Source organism: Hymenobacter busanensis, from assembly GCF_008727865.1.
GTDB lineage: Bacteria > Bacteroidota > Bacteroidia > Cytophagales > Hymenobacteraceae > Solirubrum > Solirubrum busanense.
Window position 1 is genome coordinate 239,940 of the sequence record NZ_VTWU01000003.1, and the last position, 16,989, is coordinate 256,928.

The following is a 16,989-nucleotide window of genomic DNA, read 5'->3' on the forward strand; positions in this document are numbered from 1 at the left end:
ATATGAGCCGAGGCGAGAAAACCAGTCGGGTTTCCAAGGCCGGGTCCGGCTCACAGGCAGTTGCTCATTGCGGTTACCATTCCTGGGTAAGCGGGTGCAGCATCAGCTCGTCGACGACCACGTGAGGCGGGGCTTCGAGGATGTAGCGCACGGCCTGGGCAATGTCCATCGGCTGCAGGTGCGTTTTCTCCTTTTCGGCCGTGCCCGGCTTGGCTTCGTTGAAGTGCGTGTCGACCAGGCCGGGGTAGATGACGCTGACCTTGATGCCGTGGCCGCGCACTTCCTTGCGCAGCGCATCGAGCACGGCGTGCTGGGCATATTTGCTGGCTCCATAGGCCGTGCCGTGCACGAAGGTGCGCTTGCTCACGTCGGAGGCAATGCCGATGATGTGGCCGCGGCGCTGCTCTTTGAGGTGCGGCAGCGCGGCTTTGCAGAGCAGAAATGTGCCCTTCACGTTGGTGTCAAACATCCGGTCCCATTCTTCGCTGCTGAAGTTTTCGAGCAGGTTGAACGAGCCCACGCCAGCGTTGCACACCACAATGTCGAGGCGGCCGTAGTGGCTGAGGGTTTCGGCCACCACGTTTTGCGCGTCGGCCTCGTCGGCTACGTCGGCAATAACGGCCAGGCCGTTGGTTTTCTGGGCCACTTCCAGCAGCTCGTCTTCGGAGCGGGCCACGCACACCACCTTGGCGCCCTGCACCGCCAGCAGCGTGGCAATGGCCCGCCCGATGCCGCGCGAGGCGCCGGTGACGATGGCAACTTGGTTGGTTAAATCGTTCATGGCTGCGGACTTACGTTGCTTTAAAGTACGGTGGTAGCGCCGAAAAGTCGGCCAGGAAACAAACGGCCGGGGTGGTTTTTACTTTTTCAACTCCAATACCCACGCCGTGCGCCCCGGAATCTTCACCGATTTCAGGTCCGTGAGCGTGGCGCCCGTCACCACGTCGGTAGCTGCGGTGTAGCCACTGAGCCGTTCGGCCATGCGGGCGGTGTCCACGGTTTTCTCGTCCTTGTTCGTGTTCATCATCACCATCACCGTTTCGCCCGCGTCGTTGTAGCGGAAGTAGGTGTACACGCCGCCGTCGGGGATGAAGTGCATGAGCTTGCCGGTGTGCAGCACCGGGTGGGTTTTGCGGTAGTTGGCCAGCTTGCTCACGTAGGTGAAGGCCTCGGCAGCAGGGCCGGTGCGGCCGACCGCGGTAAACAGGTTCACCTTGTCGCCGGCCCAGCCGCCGGGGAAGTCCTCGCGCACCTTACCGTCGGGGTTCGAGTAGTTTTTCATCAGCACCTCGGTGCCGTAGTAGAGCTGCGGCGTGCCGCGCACCGTGAGCAGCCACGCCAGGCCCATCTTGTACTTGGCCAGGTCTTCGCCGATGACGGAGAAAAACCGGCTCATGTCGTGGTTGTCGAGGAACACCACGTTGCGCGCGGGGTCTTCGTAGAGCCAGTCGGCCTGCAAGGTGTAGTACAGCTTGCTGATGCCTTCCGTCCAGCCCGCGTCGCGGGTCAGGGCTTCGTTGATGGCGTATTGCAGCTGGAAGTCGAGCACGCCCGGCATGTTCGACTTAAAGCCGTCGACTTCGGGCAGGATGTTGCGGGCGAAGTAGGCCTGCTGGGCCGTGCCCTGCACCCAGGTTTCGGCAAACATGCCCAGCTGCGGGTACTCGTCGAGCAAGGCCTTGCCCCAGTCCATCAGAAACTTCCGATCGGAGTAGGTGTAGGTGTCCACGCGGTAGCCGTCGAGGCCGGTGTACTCCACCCACCACAGAAAATTCTGAATGAGGTAGGTACTCACCAGCGGGTTGGTCTGGTTCAGGTCGGCCATGTGCTGGTCGAACCACCCCTCGCCAAACTGCTTCCGGTCGGACTGCGACACGTACGGGTCGTTGAAGGCGGCGTCGCGGAAGTTGGAGCGCGTGAACGTGGGCCACTGGTGAAACCAGTCCTTGGCCGGCGCGTCTTTCACCAAATAGCCCGAGGTGCCCATGTGGTTGAGCACCACGTCGTGCACCACTTTCAGGCCCTGCTGGTGGGCCCGCTGCACAAAGCGCACGTAGTCGTCGTTCGAGCCGTAGCGCGGGTCCACGGCGTAGAAATCGGTGAGGGCGTAGCCGTGGTAGCTGGTTTTGGGCTCGTCGTTTTCCACGATGGGCGTGGGCCAGATGGCCGTGACGCCCAACTCCTTGAGGTAGCCGAAATGGTCCTCAATGCCCTTCAGGTCGCCGCCGTGGCGGGCATACATCTGGCCGCGGTCCAGCTTGGTTTCCTGCAGGCTTTTCACCACGTCGTTGCTCGGGTCGCCGTTGGCAAACCGGTCGGGCATCAGCAGATACACGAAGTCGGACGAGTTGATGCCCTGCACCTTCGATTTGTCGCCGGGCGTGGTGCGGGCGCGCAGCTCGTACTCGTATTTTACCTTCTTGGCGCCCTTGAACTCCAGCGGCAATTTGCCCGGCTTGGCATCGGTCCCAATGCTGAGGTTGACGAGCAGGTAATTGGGGTTTTCGAGCTTCTGCGTGCCGTCGAGCGTCACGCCGGCGTAGTTGAGGCTGGCGGTGCTGGCGCCAATGCCGGGGCCGTGCACGAGCAGCTGCAGCTTCGGGTTTTTCATGCCCACCCACCAAAACGTGGGGTCGATGCGGGTAATGGCGGCGGGCTTGGCCGCCTCGGCGGCCCGGCTGGGCAAGGGCGCGCCGCCGAGCAGAAGCACCAGCAGCGACAGAAGAGAAAAGGTGCGGTTCATGGCGAAAATCGGAAGGCCAACACGCGGCAACAGGGCGCGTACCGTAGCAAAGTAGCGCCTTTCGGCGGCGGCATCAAAGCACCGCTGAAATGCAAACGTTTGCGGTGAAAACGAATTTCAATATCAGCCGAAACGGGTGGCTCAGAAGTCCGGGAAGCACACCGGCACAAAGCGAAATAGGAGCCAGGCAGCCGCGCCCGGCAGGGGCCAAAACCCAAGCCGCCCGCCCCGCGCAAATGGCGGAGCGGACGGCCGGAAAAGGTGTGGGAAAAGGGCGGAAGAACTAGTTGGTCACTTTGGCCAGCCAGAGCGAGGCATTCATGTGCAGGCGGGCGTGGCTGGCCAGCTCCGTCCAGCCGGGGTACACGGTGTTGCCGGGCGAACCGGTGCCGTCGTCGGCCGGCGACGAGTCGGCTACCACTACCACGCGGCCGGTACCGTAGGTGCTGCTGGCGCACATCACGTTGGTGCTGCCCTGCGACGAGGTCGTGCGCCAGATCAGCCCTTTGGCGGCCGCCGAGTTGGTGGTAATGGTGGCGCCGTTGCTGTACTTGAGCTGCGTGACGGCGCCTTGCGGGCCGTTCAGAATCTGGTTGGTCGAGCTGTTGAGCACGTTGCTGGTCGTCTCCGAAATGTTGCTGAGCGCAATGCTGAAGCCAAACGGGTTGGTTTGCACGGCGTTGTTGGTCATCAGGTCGTTCCAGATAGCGGGCGAATCCCAGCCGTCGTTATTGCGGTCCGACACATCGTGGTCGGAAATCATGAACAAGCCGCCGCCGTTCTGTACAAACTGCAGAATGGCCGTTTTCTCGGCCGAGGTAAACACCGTGTTCGGCTCGTCGACGATAAACACGTTGTAGTTCGACAAATCCTGGGCGTTGGAGCTGTTGCCATAAGTAATGGCCGTGCCGGTCGGCAGGTTCTCTACCGAGTGGCCCAGCTTCACCAGGCTCACGCCCCAGGCCGACAGTGCGCCGGTCCAGTACGTTTCGGCCGTGGTGGCCGTGATGCCCGAGGCTGCAGGGGTGGGGAAGCGCGGGGCCACGCCGGCGTCTACGTCCAGCACCCAGTCGGCATTGCCGGCCATTTCCGCGTGCGAGGCGTCAATCAGGAACTTCTTGGCGCCGGTACCGCCGCCCCCGCCGCTGTACGTCTGAATGTCGACGTTGTCGATGTTCAGGCGGTTGGTGCCGCCCGATACCTTGCGGATCTGCAGGCGCACACTGCCGCTCAGGTTGGCCGTAAACGAGGCCGTTTGCAGCATGGTGCTGCTGGTGGTGATGGTGCTGCCCACTTTGCTGTACGACGAACCGCCGTTGGTGGAAGCCCACAGCTCCCAAGTCGAACTGCCGTCGGTGCCGTAGAGGGCGTGGCCCACGGTTACCACGCCCGCGCCGCCGCTCACGTCGAAGTTCATCGAGAGCGAACCGACGTTGCGGATGCGGGCCGACTGCGCGCCGGTTTTGGGGTCGGCGGTGGTGTTGCCCAGCAGGGCGTCGTCGAGCGTCCAGGAGCCCGAACCGAGCGTGACGGAGCCCAGCGTGTAGGCGGTTTTGGTACCGCTTTCGAAGCCTTCGGGGAAACCCGTGTTTGAGACGTGCTGGCTGAGGGCGGTGGCAAGCGGAGCAGTTGGCGGTGCTACATCGGTTTTGGCGCAGGCAACGGCCAAAGCCAATAGGGGGGCAGCCCACCAGCTACGGGGGGTAAAGAAGCTCATAAAAGGTGTGTGGTTGGGAAGAGAGGGGAAACAAACCCAAAACACGTCGGGCAGGCGGGCCCGGTCCTGACCGCGCATTTGGGCCGTCTATGTTACGAAATTGTTATCATTTTATTAATGCACAATAAAGTATAGTGGTATAAAAATTTTATCAAACCGCGCCAGCAGGGCCTGTGCAAAGGTTTGCAGTGCCGCGTAGCTCGGCCGGGGCATGGGTAGTGCCCGTTGGCACTGGCGTTGCCGTAGCCTGCCAAACCGGCTTCGCCCCTGGGCCAACCCGCCATGAGGCTCCGGCTCCTTTCGTAGCTTACGGCTCCCAAAGTCCCGCCGGCTCAGGAATGGGCCGCCCTTCTATTTGCCGCCCTGAAGGCGGCTTTTTCTCGCTTTTCCCGTTCCCTTTCCTTCTCACTACCCTCATGCCATTCACCGTTGACGCCTACCAGCCCGCCGCCGAATTCAGCCGGCGCGTGGCTTACTTCTCCATGGAATTTGCCATCGACCAGGCCCTGAAAACCTACTCGGGCGGCTTGGGCTTTCTGGCCGGTTCGCACATGCGCTCGGCCTACGAGCTCAAGCAGAACATGATCGGCATTGGCATTCTGTGGACCTATGGCTACTACGACCAGGCCCGGCAGCAAGACGAAACCTTGCGCGTCGACTACGTGCAGAAGCACTACAGCTTTCTGCAGGATACCGGTTTTGTGTTCGACATCAGCATCCACTCGGCCCCGGTGAAAGTGCGCGCCTACTACCTCGCCCCGGAGGTGTTCGGCACCGCGCCCATGTTTTTCCTCACTACCGATATTCCCGAAAACGACTACCTCTCGCGCACCATCTCGCACCACCTCTACGACGCCGACCTCGCGGCCCGCGTGGCCCAGAGCATTCTGCTGGGCGTGGGCGGCGGCAAGCTGCTCGACGAGCTGAACCTGACGCCCGAGGTCTACCACCTCAACGAAGGCCACGGCCTGCCGTTGGCCTTCTACCTCTACCAAAAGCACGGCAAGTCGGTGCCGGCGGTGCAGGAGCGCCTCGTGTTTACCACCCACACGCCCGAGCTGGCCGGCAACGAAGAGCACGGCATGAAACTGCTCGAGGACATGACGTTTTTTGCCGGCCTCAGCGGCGACGAAGTGCGCGCCCTGGGCCTGGTGGAAAACGAGCGGCTGAACTACACCGTGGCGGCGCTGCGCCTCGCCCGCAAGGCCAACGGCGTGTCGGCCGTGCACGGGCGCGTGGCCAACGATATGTGGAAGGGTTACAGCGGCATTTGCCCCATCATTCACATCACCAACGCCCAAAACGGCACCTACTGGCGCGACAAGGCCCTGCACGCGGCCCTCGAGGCCGGCGACGTGGAAGCGCTGAAAGCCCGCAAGCGGCAGCTCAAGCAGGAGCTATTCAAGGAGGTGGCGAACCAGACCGGCAACCTCTTCGACCCCGACGCGCTGACCATCGTGTGGGCCCGCCGCTTTGCCGGCTACAAGCGCGCCAACCTCGTGCTGCGCCATTTCGACCGGTTCGAGCAGCTCTTCAAGCACGCCGACCGCCCCGTGCAGATGATTTGGGCCGGCAAGCCCTACCCCAAGGACTACGCCGCCATCGGCATGTTCAACGAACTCATCAAGAGCACGCGCCACCTGAAAAACTGCGCCGTTCTCACCGGTTACGAACTCGGCCTCTCGGCGCTGCTCAAGAAGGGCTCCGATGTGTGGCTGAACACGCCGCGCTTCCCGCGCGAAGCCTCGGGCACCAGCGGCATGACGGCGGCCATGAACGGCTCCGTCAACCTGAGCATCCCCGACGGCTGGATTCCGGAGTTCGTGCGCCACGGCGAAAACGGCTTCCTGATTCCGCTGGCCAACATCAACGAAGACGAACGCCACAAAGACGACACCGAAGCCTCGGGCGTGCTCGACGTGCTGGAGCACGAACTCATTCCGCTCTACTACGACGAGCCCGCCGACTACTGGAACCTCGTGCAAACCGCCATGCGCGAAGTTGAGCCCATGTTCGACTCGGGCCGCATGGCACGCGAGTACTACGAGCTGATGTACCAACAGTAGGCCTTTTCGTCCTCCTGAGCAACGCGTAGGGCCTTCTCACCGCCGAACGAGACGTTGTTACGTCCGTCGTTCCGGCGTGAGAAGGCCCTACGCTGAGGCTGACGGTCGAATTATTTCCCTACCACGTAATTCCGCAGTACCGGCTCCAGCACTTGCCACACGTTGTCGGCCACAATGCGGTAGCCGGCGGCGTTGGGGTGGGCGCGGTCTTGCAGGTTCAGCTCGGGGCGGCCAAGCACGCCTTGCAGCAGAAACGGCACAAACGCCGCGTGATTTTTCTCGGCCAAGGGGCGAAACTGCGCCTTAAATTCGTCGGCATAGCGTGCGTAGCGGTGGCCGCCGAACGCGCTTAGGTCGAAGGGAAATTCCAGGCCCACAAGCACGATTTGCGCTTCGGGGTATTGCTTGCGCACCGCGTCGATGATGCGCTGCAGGTTTTGGGAGGTTTCGCGCACCGGAATGCCGCGCAGGCCGTCGTTGGCGCCCAATTCCAGCACAAACACATCGGGGCGGCGCTTGGCTAGCACGGTAGGCAGGCGCTGCAAGCCACCGGCGGTGGTTTCGCCGCTCACGCCCGCATTGATGCATTGCCACGACAGGCCCGCTGAGTCAATTTTTTGTTGGATAAGCGAGGGAAACGACTGCTGCGGCGGCAGGCCGTAGCCGGCCGTGAGGCTGTTGCCGAAGAACACGATGTTGCGCATAACGGGCGGGGGCGGAGGTGAGGCGGGAGCTTGCTGCGCATCGGTGCCGGCCGGTTGGCAGCCGAGCAGCGCCAGCAGTAGCCCCGCCAGAAACAAACGAAGTGGCAGCATAAGACTTCGCATACGGCCCCCGGTCGGGCAAGGCTGCCGCCGAGCTGTTTGCGCTGGGCTGCAAGGGTGTTTTAAGGCATTGGGCCCGCAGACTTGGCCGCGCCAAGACCAACCGCCGGCAACCCCGTAGAAGTGCGGTGGGCCCATGCGCCCGCAGCTTGCGCCAAGGCCTGGTAAACTTTTTTCGGCCGAACTGGCTTTACTTTGTGCTCTGGCCAGGTAAGAATGATTCCTATCTGACTGCTTGTTTCACCCTTGTAGTACCCATGCCCGTTACCAAAGCTTCCGACGCCGACTTCCGGCAACTGCTTGCCGACCACGACAAAGTGGTGGTGAAATACTACGCCGACTGGTGCGGCAACTGCCGCCTGTTCAGCCCCAAATTCAAGCGCCTCTCCGACCAGGAGGACAACCAGCACATTGCCTTTCTCGACGTAAACGCCGAACACAGCCCCGAGGCCCGCAAGCTGGCCACCGTTACCAACCTGCCATTCTTCGCGGTGTTCCAAAACGGCGAGTTGGTTGATACCCTGTCGGCCAGCAAGGAAGAAGCCGTGGTGTCGTTGCTGGATAAGATTCGCTAGATCAGGCTATGAAAATTCCCGCCATCAAGCGCCTGGTGGAAAGCCAGTCGCTGCAAGCCTTGGTAGAAGCCGAAGAAGCCCTGCTCGACGAGCGGCAACCGTCGTTTGAAGTAGAAGGCGCCGACGAAGGCGAGCAACTCACGCACGTGTTTGCCGCCATCTGGATTCTGAACCACATGAAAGACCACGGCGCGGAGTTTACGGCCGCGCTGCGCGAATACACCAAAAAGGTGCGCGTGTCCATCAGCTAATCGAGCTGTAGCTAAACGCCAACGGCCCACCGGACAGCCTCCCCTACAGAGGCCACCCGGTGGGCCGTTGGCGTTGCGGCACTTAATGGCGGTCGGCTACGTACGACGACCTGTTCTTCTTCTTGTCGCGGAAGGCGCGCTTGGCGGCGCCTTTGTTCAGGGCCACCAGCGGCGCGGGCGTTACGTGCGTGGTTTGGCTGGCCGCCACCAGCCACTTGCCGTTGCGCTTGATGAAAAACCGCGTTACGCGGTATTCGCCCGTCACGCTGGTGCCGTCGAGCTGGCCCCGGAAGCTGGTGTTGTGAATGACCAGGCCGGTGTTGCCGTACACGCGCACCACGTACTCGAAACCCTTGTTGATGTCGCACTGCGCGGCGTCGTTGGCAATGGCGGCCAGCACATCGGCCTTGCCCGTTACCAAGCCCTTGGAGTTGACGGCCACGTACTCGTCGGCCAGCAAATGCGTGATGGTTTCGGCGTCGCTGCGCAGGGTGGCGTCGGCCAGCACGCCGTCAATACGGAGCAGCTCGGTGGCGTCGGGGCCGTCGGAAACGGGCAGGAACGCGGCGGCGCGGGCGGCGGCTTCGGCCCGGGCGGCGCGCTCGGCTTTGGTGCGGGCCGCCGCCGCCGCGGCAATCTTGGCTTTGCGGGCTTTGTCCGACATCGGGCGCCGTTGGGCCTGAGTGGGGGTTGCCAGCGCGGTCAATAGAAGCAGGAGCAGCAGTAGGCGTGTTTTCATAGAGAAGCAGTTGCCTGTGAGACAGTGAGGCAAAGGACTTCAGGAACAGCCGAGCAGTCAATAACATGATGATGTGGTATTATGAAAATATTTACTTTAACTAAAATAGCACGGCGCTTGCTGCACGCTCAACCCGACTCAAAAAACAACGCCTTCCCGCTGTGAAGCAGAAAGGCGTTGGAATATCTGGTTCCAGCCGGGTGGGCCGAAGGGCTACATACGCGAAAAATGCTCGGCGGCGGCCTGAATGCCTTCTTCGGTGCACAGCCCCCGGATATAGTAGAGGTAGATGCTGCGGTACACCTCCGCAATGCTGTAGCGGCTGGGCGGAAACACTTGCTCGTTCAGCAGCAGGTTCACCATTTCCAGGATGATCTTGGTTACCAGCCCAATGTTGATGTCGCCGCGGATCATCTTCTGCAGCACTCCGTCGTTGAGAATCTGGTGCATCTGCGGCCCGGAGTAGTTGGTCAGGTGGTCGAGGGCCAGGTCCCAGGCTTCGGGGTATTTCTGGATGTCGGCAATGTACTGGGGCGACACCTGGCGCAGGTCTTTGATGCCGATTTCCAGCAACGACAACAGACGCTTGATGGCGTTAGGCTCCTGTGCAAACAGCGCGGCGTGCACGCGTTTCTGTCGGGCAATGTCGTATTGCGTGACCTGCAGCACAAGGTCGGCTTTGTCGCGGAACATCTCGCGGAACGTGGCCGGCGACACGTCCAGCTTGGCCGTTATCTGCTCCTGGGAGTTGCTGTCGATGCCTTCGCGCAGAAACAGGTGGTACGCTTCGTCGAGGAGGGTATCGCGCAAAGTCGGATTCATAGAGGGGAAAGGAAGGGGCGAGAAGGCGCGGCAGCCAGGAAAATTAGCGGATAAAGTAGCCTAAACCAAAAAAGAAGAGCAGCTGCAGCAAATACACGAACGGCACCAGCGGATTGCGGCCGGGCTGTACGTGCGTGGAATTCAAGTAGATCTGCAGAATAAACGATACGGCAAACCAGGCTTTGAAATTTTGCAGCGGAATAACTCCGAAGCGCCACTGCCACCAGCCAAAATGCACCGCCACCGGCTCAATGCACACGTCGAGCCCCACCATGAGCACGGCCGCCAGCAAGGCCCGCAGCAACCCGGGCAGCGGCAGTCGTTGCGCAAGGCCGCCGGCAAGGTAAGTGAGCAGCAGCCAGTTCAGCCCGATGATGAGCGGTACCCCAAGTACCCGAATGCCCAGCGTGTTGCCGTAGTCGTACTGCCCGAAAATGATGCCGGTGCGCACGCCCGCTACTTCGATTCCAAAGCCCACCAGCATTACGGTCAGGCAAAACCAACCAAACATGGGTGCGGGGCTGTGCCGGTCGTGGGCCAGCAACAGGGCGGCAGTCAGCAGCAGGTTCAGCGGTACAAACTGCAGGTAAAAGCTGGGGTCCTTCGAAAAGGCCAGCCCCACAAAACCCGTTACGTGAAACAACAGCAGGATGCCCTGGGCCACGCGCAAACGGCGCTGGGGTGGGTGGGCAGCCGGTGGTGCCGGGGCTGCCGAGGTAGCAGGATCGGAGTAAGGCATGGGAGGGAGTTTATTAATTAATAATTAGGAATTATTAATTAAGTCAGCGGCTATTTTGGCGGAGAGCAGGCAGAGCGGAATGCCGCCGCCGGGATGCACCGAGCCGCCGCAAAAGTACAGCCCTTCAAGTTGGCGTGAAAAGTTGGGGTGCCGCAGAAACGCCGCCAGCAGGGTGTTCGACGAACTGCCGTAGAGCGCCCCGCCAAACGACGACGTATCGTGGGCAATGCCGGGCGGCGTCCACACCCGCTCGGCCCGTATCAAAGGGGCAACGTCGGTGCCCAGGGCTTGGTTCAGGCGGCGCAGCACGGCGGCGCGGGTTTGCCGGCAGAGGGCCTCCCAGTCCTGGCCCTGGTCGTGGGGCACGTTCACCATCACAAACCAGTTTTCGTGGCCGGGCGGCGCGTCGGCAGGCGTTTTTTTGGAGGTGATGTTCACGTACACCGTCACGTCGTCGGCCACGGTGTGCTGTTGGAAGATGGCCTCGAACTCGTGCTGGTAGTCGGCCGAGAAGAAGATATTGTGCAGGCCCAGTTCGGGGAATTCGCGGGCCATGCCCCAGTAGAAGATCAGGGCCGAGGAAGAGCGGGGCTGGGCCAGGGTGCGCTCGGGCGCGGGCTGGTGGGGCAGCAGGCGGCGGTAGGTCGGCATCACGTCGGCGTTGCTCACCACCAAGCCAAAGTCGTACACGTCCTGGGCTGTACGAATACCCGTGACGCGGCCGCCGGCGGTCAGGATTTCCTCCACCGGCTCGGCGTAGCGAAACTGCACGCCCAGCTCCTCGGCCAGGCGCACCAGGCTTTGGGCAATGCTGTAGATGCCACCCTCGGGGTAGTAGGCGCCCAGGCCGTGCTCGAGGTGCGGAATGAGGCTGAGCGTGGCCGGCGCCTGGTAAGGGTCGGAGCCGTTGTAGGTGGCAAAACGGTCGAAGAGCTGCACGAGGCGCGGCTCCTGCGGGAAAGCGCGGCGGTGGCGGGCGTGCATGGTGCTCAGCAGCCCCAACTCGGGCAGCACGGCCATAGCCCGGAGCGTATCGGCGCTGAAATACGTTTGGGTGCGGTGCAACGACTTGTGCAGAAACGTCTGGGCGGTGGCGTTGTATGCCCGGCCGCTGCTGCGCAGGAAGCGCCGCACCTCGGCCGCGGGCACGCCCAATTTCGTTTCGATTTCGGCGGCAAACCGCGCTTCATCGGCCCAGGCGGTGAGGCGGGTGCCGTCGGCGAAGAAGTACTGCGTGATGGGGTCGAGCCGCTCGTAGCGGAAGTAGTCCTCGGGCCGGCGACCGGCGAGGCGAAACAGCTCATCGACCAGCGCGGGCAGCGTAAACAGCGACGGGCCGGCATCGAAGCGGTAGCCGCCGGGCAAATCGAACTGGTGCATTTTGCCCCCAAACGAAGCCTGCGCCTCGAACACCGTGACGCGGTGCCCCGCTACGGCCAGCCGCACGGCCGCCGCAATGCCGCCAATGCCCGCGCCCACTACGGCAACGGGCCGCTTGGGCGCGGCCAAAGAACGGCGGGAAGAACCAGAAGCCATATTAGATAACCAGAAACCGCGGGCCCGGTGTGGCAGGCCGCTGGTGCAAGAAACGATGGAGCGCGGCAATGTTTGGACCGCGGCTAAAAATGCGCGAAGCCTTCTGCCGGGTGGGGCAGAAGGCTTCGGCCAGGAAAGCAGCGCAGCGGCTAGTCTTTCTTGATGCAGTTGGGGACGGTTTTGCCGTCTTTTTTCTTGGTGCCGGCTTGCTCGTAGCCTTTCCAGCACGGGTCTTCTTTCTTATGGGTGGCGGCGGTGGTTTTCTTGGTAGGCATGACCGTGGGGTTTGGGTGAAACAGCAGGGTCGGAGTGCAGGGAAATACGCCGACGCGGTACCAAAAGTTGACTTAGCCCGGAAAGCATCGGCGGTATAAATCCGGAAAAGCGGCCTGAAACGTACTTTCTGCCCATGAAAAAACTGCTGTTGCTGGGCTTGTTGGTATTGCTGAAATCGGCCGAAAGCCGAGCCCAGGCCACGGCTGCGCTGCCGGTGGGAGCGGGCCTCACGGCTACCTACTACGCGGGCATGAATTTCGAGCGGCCGGTCGTCACGCGCATCGATGCGGCCATCGACTTCAACTGGCACGTGCGGCCGCCGGCCCCGGGCGTACCGGCCGAGCGGTTTTCGGTGCGCTGGGAAGGCTACGTGCTGGCGCCCGTCAGCGGCGAGTATATTTTCTCGACCATAATGGACGACGGCCTGCGGGTGTGGCTGGGCGACAAGCAGCTTCTGAACTACTGGCGCGACCAGGACCACGTGCCGGCGGCGGTGCGGATTCGGCTGCGGGCCGGCCGCTACTACCGCCTGCGCGTCGACTACTTCCAGAACAGCCTCGACAGCCGCGCCCTGCTGCAGTGGCAGCGCCCCGACCAGCCCCGCACCCGCGAACCAGTGGGCCGCCGCTACCTGTTTGCGCGCCTGCCTACCAACCGGCCTGCGCCAGCCGCGCCGGCAGTAACTGCGCGACTGGTTTCGCGCCGCCCGGCCACCGCGTCGCTGGCAACACGTTCTGCTGCGCGCCGCGCCGCGGTGGCCGCCCCAGCGCCCCGCCCCGATACCGTAGTCGCAACTGCAGCTAAAGTCGCCGTAGCGGCCGTGCTGCCCGACACCTTGCCCGAACTGACCGGCCTGGCCAAAGGCACGGCCGTGGAACTGCGGAAACTTTACTTTGAGCAAGGCAAAGCCCGGCTGCTACCCACGTCGCAGCCCGAGCTAAACCGCTTGGTGCGCGCCCTGCAGCGGCAAGCGGCGCTGCGCCTGGAAATAGCCGGCTACACCGACAACGTGGGCAACGCGGCCAAAAACCTGGCGCTGTCGCAGCAGCGGGCGGCATTGGTGCGCGGTTACCTCGTGCAGCACGGCATCGACTCGGGCCGGCTGACGGCGCAGGGCTACGGCGGCACCCGCCCCGTGGCCAACAACGCCGACCCGCAGCAACGCCCCCGCAACCGGCGCGTGGAGGTGGTGGTGCGGTAAATCGGTTGGCAGAACGGGTAGCTCGGCTGTGCCGCGGGTTTTTGCGTAGAGTCTTTTGCCCAACTGTTCTACGTACTTCTATGGCTACCAAAAAAGCTGCGTCGGCCAAGGCGGCCGCACCAAAACCCGCTGCCGCCGGTGCGGCAGCCAAGTCGGCTTCCAAGGCCAAGCCCGCTGCGGCGCCCAAGCCCGAAAAGCGGCGCACGGCGGCCCAAATGAAATCGGAAAAGCAACCCTACCCGGCCAGCCAGGAGGCCATGCGGCAGCGGCCCGATTCGGACTTCAAGCACTACCGCGCCGCCGGCAAATTGGACGGCCGCGTTGCCCTGGTAACCGGCGGCGACTCCGGCATCGGGCGGGCCGTGGCCATGGCGTTTGCGCTGGAAGGCGCCGACGTGGCCATCGTGTACAACGAAAACGACGCCGACGCCGAGGTGACGCGCAAGTTTGTGGAAAAGCAGAAGCGCCGTTGCCTCGTACTCAAGCTCGATGTGCGCGACTCGGAGCAGTGCCGACAGGCCGTGCGCCGCACCGTGCGCGAACTGGGCGGGCTGCACGTGCTCGTCAACAACGCCGCGTTTCAGATGTCGCAGCCCAAGTTTGAGGACGTGACCGAGGAGCAGATTCGCCGCACCTTCGACACCAACATTCTGGGCTATATCTGGATGGCCCAGGCCGCCATTCCGCACCTGCGCGCCGGCGACTGTATCATCAACACCGGCAGCATCGTAGGCCTCACGGGCCACCCCACGCTCATCGACTACACCTGCACCAAGTCGGCCATTCACGCCCTCACCAAAAGCCTGGCGCAGTACCTAGGCGAAAAAAACATCCGCGTCAACTGCGTGGTGCCGGGCCCGGTCTGGACGCCGAATATTCCGGGCACCATGCCGCCCGAAGACATCAAAAACTTCGGCTACGAAGTGGCGCTGAAACGCCCCGGCCAACCCGAGGAGCTGGCGCCGGCCTACGTGCTACTGGCCTCGCAGGACGGCTCGTTCATGACCGGCAGCCTCGTGCACGTGACGGGCGGCAAGCTCAGCAGCGACCAGTAAGTCTGCGCGCATACCAGCTGGTTTTGCCCGCGGAGCCCAGCTCCTCCGCCAAAATGCTTTACAGCCGCCACACCCGGCTTCACCCAATTTACTCCATGCCCGCCGCACCCCACCACCCCGAAAACACCGTTCGGGCCCTGATCGAGTCGCCGCACGTCAGCGCCGCCACCCGCGCGGCCCTGCTCGACCGACTCGAAACGGCCGCTCAGCCCTACACCCCGCAGTTTTTTGACGCCGACACGTTTGCGCTGCTGCAAGCCGTGTGTGCCCGCCTGCTGCCCCAGCCCGAGCGGGCAGCCCCCATCGAGGTTGCACCAAGAATCGACGAGCGACTGGCCGCGGGCTTGTCCGACGGATGGCGCTACGACGTGCTGCCGCCCGACCGCGAAGCCTACCGCCTCGGCTTAGGCGGTATTCAGCAGGAGGCACAGGCGCAATTCGGTCAGCCCTTTGCCCAGCTCGCGCCCGAGCAGCAAGACGAGACGCTGCGCCGCGTGCAGCAAGCAACGGCGGCCGGCGCGGCCTGGCAGACCCTGGATGGCCCGCGCTTTTTCGAGGAGCTGCTGGCCGAGGCCACCGCGCTGTACTATCAACATCCGCTGGCCCAGGAAGAAATCGGTTACGTGGGCATGGCCGATCTGCCGGCGTGGACCCGCATCGGCCTCGACGAGCGCGAAGACCGGGAACCGCAACCTATTCAGCCCTAAGCGCGACGACGATGCCCGGCGAAGAATCCTTGGAAGAAGGCGTGCTGAACCCCAGCAAGCCCACTGTTGAGCCCGATATTCAGGACCCGCTGCTCCGGCAGCTTCTGCAAACCAGCCCGCCCCCGCAGCCGCAGCAACAGCCCGTGCCCACGCCCCGGGCCGAAGTCGACTGTATTGTGATAGGCACCGGAGCCGGTGGCGCCCCGCTGCTGGCCCGTCTGGCCATGGCGGGGCTGAAGGTGGTGGCGTTGGAAGCCGGCCCCCGCCACGATGCCCGGCGCGACTTTGCCACCGACGAAAAAGCCCAGGAGTTTCTGTTCTGGAACGACGAGCGGCTATCGGCCGGCCGCACGCCAACGTCCTTCGGCAACAACAACTCCGGCACCGGCGTGGGCGGCTCTACACTGCACTACACCGCCTACACCCCGCGCGCCCAGCCCGACGACCTGCGCCTGCGCACCGAGTTTGGTGTGGGCGAAGACTGGCCGCTGAGCTACGACGACCTCGCGCCCTACTACGACGAGCTAGAGCACTTCCTGGGCATTTCGGGGCCTTCGCCCTACCCCTGGGGCCCGGCACGGCGGCGGGGCTACCCGCTGGCTCCGTTGCCGCTGAACGGGGCCGCCCAGCTCATGCAGCGCGCCTGCGAGCAGCTGGGCATCCGTACTTCCCCGGCGGCAAACGCCGCTTTGTCGGCGCGCTACTACCAGGAAGGCATTGGCTGGCGCGAGGCCTGCACCAACCGCGGTTTCTGCCAAGCCGGTTGCTCGGTGGGCGCCAAAGCCAGCATGGACGTCACGTTTCTGCCCCTGGCCGAAGCCCACGGCGCCGAAATCTGGCCCAACTGTTTTGTAACGGAAATTGAGCGCGACGCGCAGGGGGCCATTACCGGCGTGGTATACGAAACCGACGGCCAGCAACAGCGCCTCGGCTGCCGCACGCTTTTCCTGTGCGCCGGTGCTGTGGAAACGCCGCGCCTGCTGCTGCTCAACGAGCTGGCCCTGAGCAGCGGGCAGGTCGGCCGCAACTTCATGGCCCACCCCGGCATTCAAGTCTGGGGTACGTTCGATGAAATGGTGCGGCCCTACAAAGGCATCCCAGGCGCCCTCATTTCCGAAGACACGCACCGCCCCACCGACGCCGACTTTGCCGGCGGCTACCTCTTGCAGAGCATTGGCGTAATGCCCGTGACCTTTGCCAGCCAGGTCGCACGGGGCCGCGGGTTGTGGGGCCAGCCCCTGCGCGACTACATGCGCCAGTACAACCACATTGCCGGCATCAACATCCTAGGTGACTGCCTGCCCCACGCCGACAACTACCTGGAGCTGGCCGACGAAAAAGATGCCCGCGGCCTGCCCAAGCCGCGCGTGCATTTCTCGTTTCACGACAACGAAGAGCGCATGACGGCCCACGCCGAAAAGCTGATGCGCCGCATCTGGGATGCCGCCGGCGCCCGCGACATTTGGGCGTTTCCCCGCTCGGCGCACGTCATCGGCACCTGCCGCATGGGCCTTTCCGGCGACTATGCCGTGGTGGACACCGACGGGCGTGCTTTTGGCGTGCCCAACCTCTACATCTGCGACAACTCCGTCTTCCCGAGCGCCCTGAGCGTGAACCCGGCCCTGACCATCATGGCCCTCAGCCTGCGTACCGCCGACCGGTTTCTGGAAACCCAGAAGCGCCTCGATACCAAGACGAAAAGCTAAAGCCGGTTTCCGACACGGGCCCCTGCTGAACG

Annotated in this window: 16 protein-coding genes; 7 read left to right on the forward strand and 9 right to left on the reverse strand. The window is 63.3% G+C overall.

Features of this window, described 5'->3' with window-relative positions; translation table 11 throughout:
• Window positions 1-73 precede the first annotated feature (73 nt).
• From F0P96_RS08915 to F0P96_RS08925, 3 genes are all read right to left on the reverse strand, one after another.
• On the reverse strand, window positions 74-781 hold the full coding sequence (locus F0P96_RS08915) for an SDR family oxidoreductase (RefSeq protein ID WP_151078514.1): 708 nt from the start codon (window positions 779-781) through the stop codon (window positions 74-76).
• 78 nt (window positions 782-859) lie between these two features.
• Window positions 860-2,743 carry a glycoside hydrolase family 13 protein gene (locus tag F0P96_RS08920; protein WP_151078515.1) on the reverse strand — a complete coding sequence of 628 codons (1,884 nt, stop codon included), beginning with the start codon at window positions 2,741-2,743 and terminating at the stop codon, window positions 860-862.
• Window positions 2,744-3,026: 283 nt separating this feature from the next.
• Window positions 3,027-4,460, reverse strand: coding sequence for a hydrolase (locus F0P96_RS08925; protein ID WP_151078516.1), 1,434 nt, complete (start codon window positions 4,458-4,460; stop codon window positions 3,027-3,029).
• 416 nt (window positions 4,461-4,876) lie between these two features.
• Here F0P96_RS08925 and glgP point away from each other — a divergent pair, with 416 nt between their 5' ends.
• Complete coding sequence (gene glgP / locus F0P96_RS08930) at window positions 4,877-6,526, forward strand: alpha-glucan family phosphorylase (protein WP_151078517.1); 1,650 nt, start codon at window positions 4,877-4,879, stop codon at window positions 6,524-6,526.
• A 110-nt stretch (window positions 6,527-6,636) separates the two neighbouring features.
• Here the strand turns inward: glgP and F0P96_RS08935 are convergent, their stop codons facing one another.
• On the reverse strand, window positions 6,637-7,341 hold the full coding sequence (locus tag F0P96_RS08935) for an arylesterase (RefSeq protein WP_201743847.1): 705 nt from the start codon (window positions 7,339-7,341) through the stop codon (window positions 6,637-6,639).
• Window positions 7,342-7,607: 266 nt separating this feature from the next.
• On the opposite strand from F0P96_RS08935, the gene F0P96_RS08940 reads away from it, so the two are divergent.
• The gene (locus F0P96_RS08940) at window positions 7,608-7,925 is read left to right on the forward strand and encodes a thioredoxin family protein (RefSeq protein WP_151078519.1); all 318 of its coding nucleotides are present in this window, start codon (window positions 7,608-7,610) and stop codon (window positions 7,923-7,925) included.
• An 8-nt stretch (window positions 7,926-7,933) separates the two neighbouring features.
• The gene (locus F0P96_RS08945) at window positions 7,934-8,176 is read left to right on the forward strand and encodes a DUF6952 family protein (RefSeq protein ID WP_151078520.1); all 243 of its coding nucleotides are present in this window, start codon (window positions 7,934-7,936) and stop codon (window positions 8,174-8,176) included.
• 82 nt (window positions 8,177-8,258) lie between these two features.
• On the opposite strand, the gene F0P96_RS08950 is transcribed toward F0P96_RS08945, so the two are convergent.
• The 5 genes from F0P96_RS08950 to F0P96_RS21285 form a co-directional block, all read right to left on the reverse strand.
• Window positions 8,259-8,915, reverse strand: coding sequence for a nuclear transport factor 2 family protein (locus F0P96_RS08950; protein ID WP_151078521.1), 657 nt, complete (start codon window positions 8,913-8,915; stop codon window positions 8,259-8,261).
• Between the two features lie 213 nt (window positions 8,916-9,128).
• The gene (locus tag F0P96_RS08955; protein WP_151078522.1) at window positions 9,129-9,737 is read right to left on the reverse strand and encodes a TetR/AcrR family transcriptional regulator; all 609 of its coding nucleotides are present in this window, start codon (window positions 9,735-9,737) and stop codon (window positions 9,129-9,131) included.
• Window positions 9,738-9,780: 43 nt separating this feature from the next.
• Entirely contained in the window at window positions 9,781-10,476 is a 696-nt protein-coding gene (locus tag F0P96_RS08960; protein ID WP_151078523.1) for a carotenoid biosynthesis protein, read from the reverse strand.
• A gap of 24 nt (window positions 10,477-10,500) precedes the next feature.
• Window positions 10,501-12,012 carry a 1-hydroxycarotenoid 3,4-desaturase CrtD gene (gene crtD / locus F0P96_RS08965; RefSeq protein ID WP_151078524.1) on the reverse strand — a complete coding sequence of 504 codons (1,512 nt, stop codon included), beginning with the start codon at window positions 12,010-12,012 and terminating at the stop codon, window positions 10,501-10,503.
• 149 nt (window positions 12,013-12,161) lie between these two features.
• Window positions 12,162-12,287, reverse strand: a complete 126-nt coding sequence (locus F0P96_RS21285) for a hypothetical protein (RefSeq protein WP_262714352.1) — start codon at window positions 12,285-12,287, stop codon at window positions 12,162-12,164.
• Window positions 12,288-12,421: 134 nt separating this feature from the next.
• Between F0P96_RS21285 and F0P96_RS08970 the strand changes: the two genes are divergently transcribed.
• The 4 genes from F0P96_RS08970 to F0P96_RS08985 all read left to right on the forward strand — a co-directional run bounded on the left by F0P96_RS08970 (window position 12,422) and on the right by F0P96_RS08985 (window position 16,957).
• On the forward strand, window positions 12,422-13,489 hold the full coding sequence (locus F0P96_RS08970) for a PA14 domain-containing protein (RefSeq protein WP_151078525.1): 1,068 nt from the start codon (window positions 12,422-12,424) through the stop codon (window positions 13,487-13,489).
• Between the two features lie 80 nt (window positions 13,490-13,569).
• Window positions 13,570-14,544: an SDR family oxidoreductase gene (locus F0P96_RS08975; protein WP_151078526.1), complete on the forward strand. Its 975-nt coding sequence runs from the start codon at window positions 13,570-13,572 to the stop codon at window positions 14,542-14,544.
• A gap of 95 nt (window positions 14,545-14,639) precedes the next feature.
• Window positions 14,640-15,251, forward strand: a complete 612-nt coding sequence (locus tag F0P96_RS08980; RefSeq protein ID WP_151078527.1) for a gluconate 2-dehydrogenase subunit 3 family protein — start codon at window positions 14,640-14,642, stop codon at window positions 15,249-15,251.
• A gap of 11 nt (window positions 15,252-15,262) precedes the next feature.
• On the forward strand, window positions 15,263-16,957 hold the full coding sequence (locus tag F0P96_RS08985; protein WP_151078528.1) for a GMC family oxidoreductase: 1,695 nt from the start codon (window positions 15,263-15,265) through the stop codon (window positions 16,955-16,957).
• Window positions 16,958-16,989: the final 32 nt, after the last annotated feature.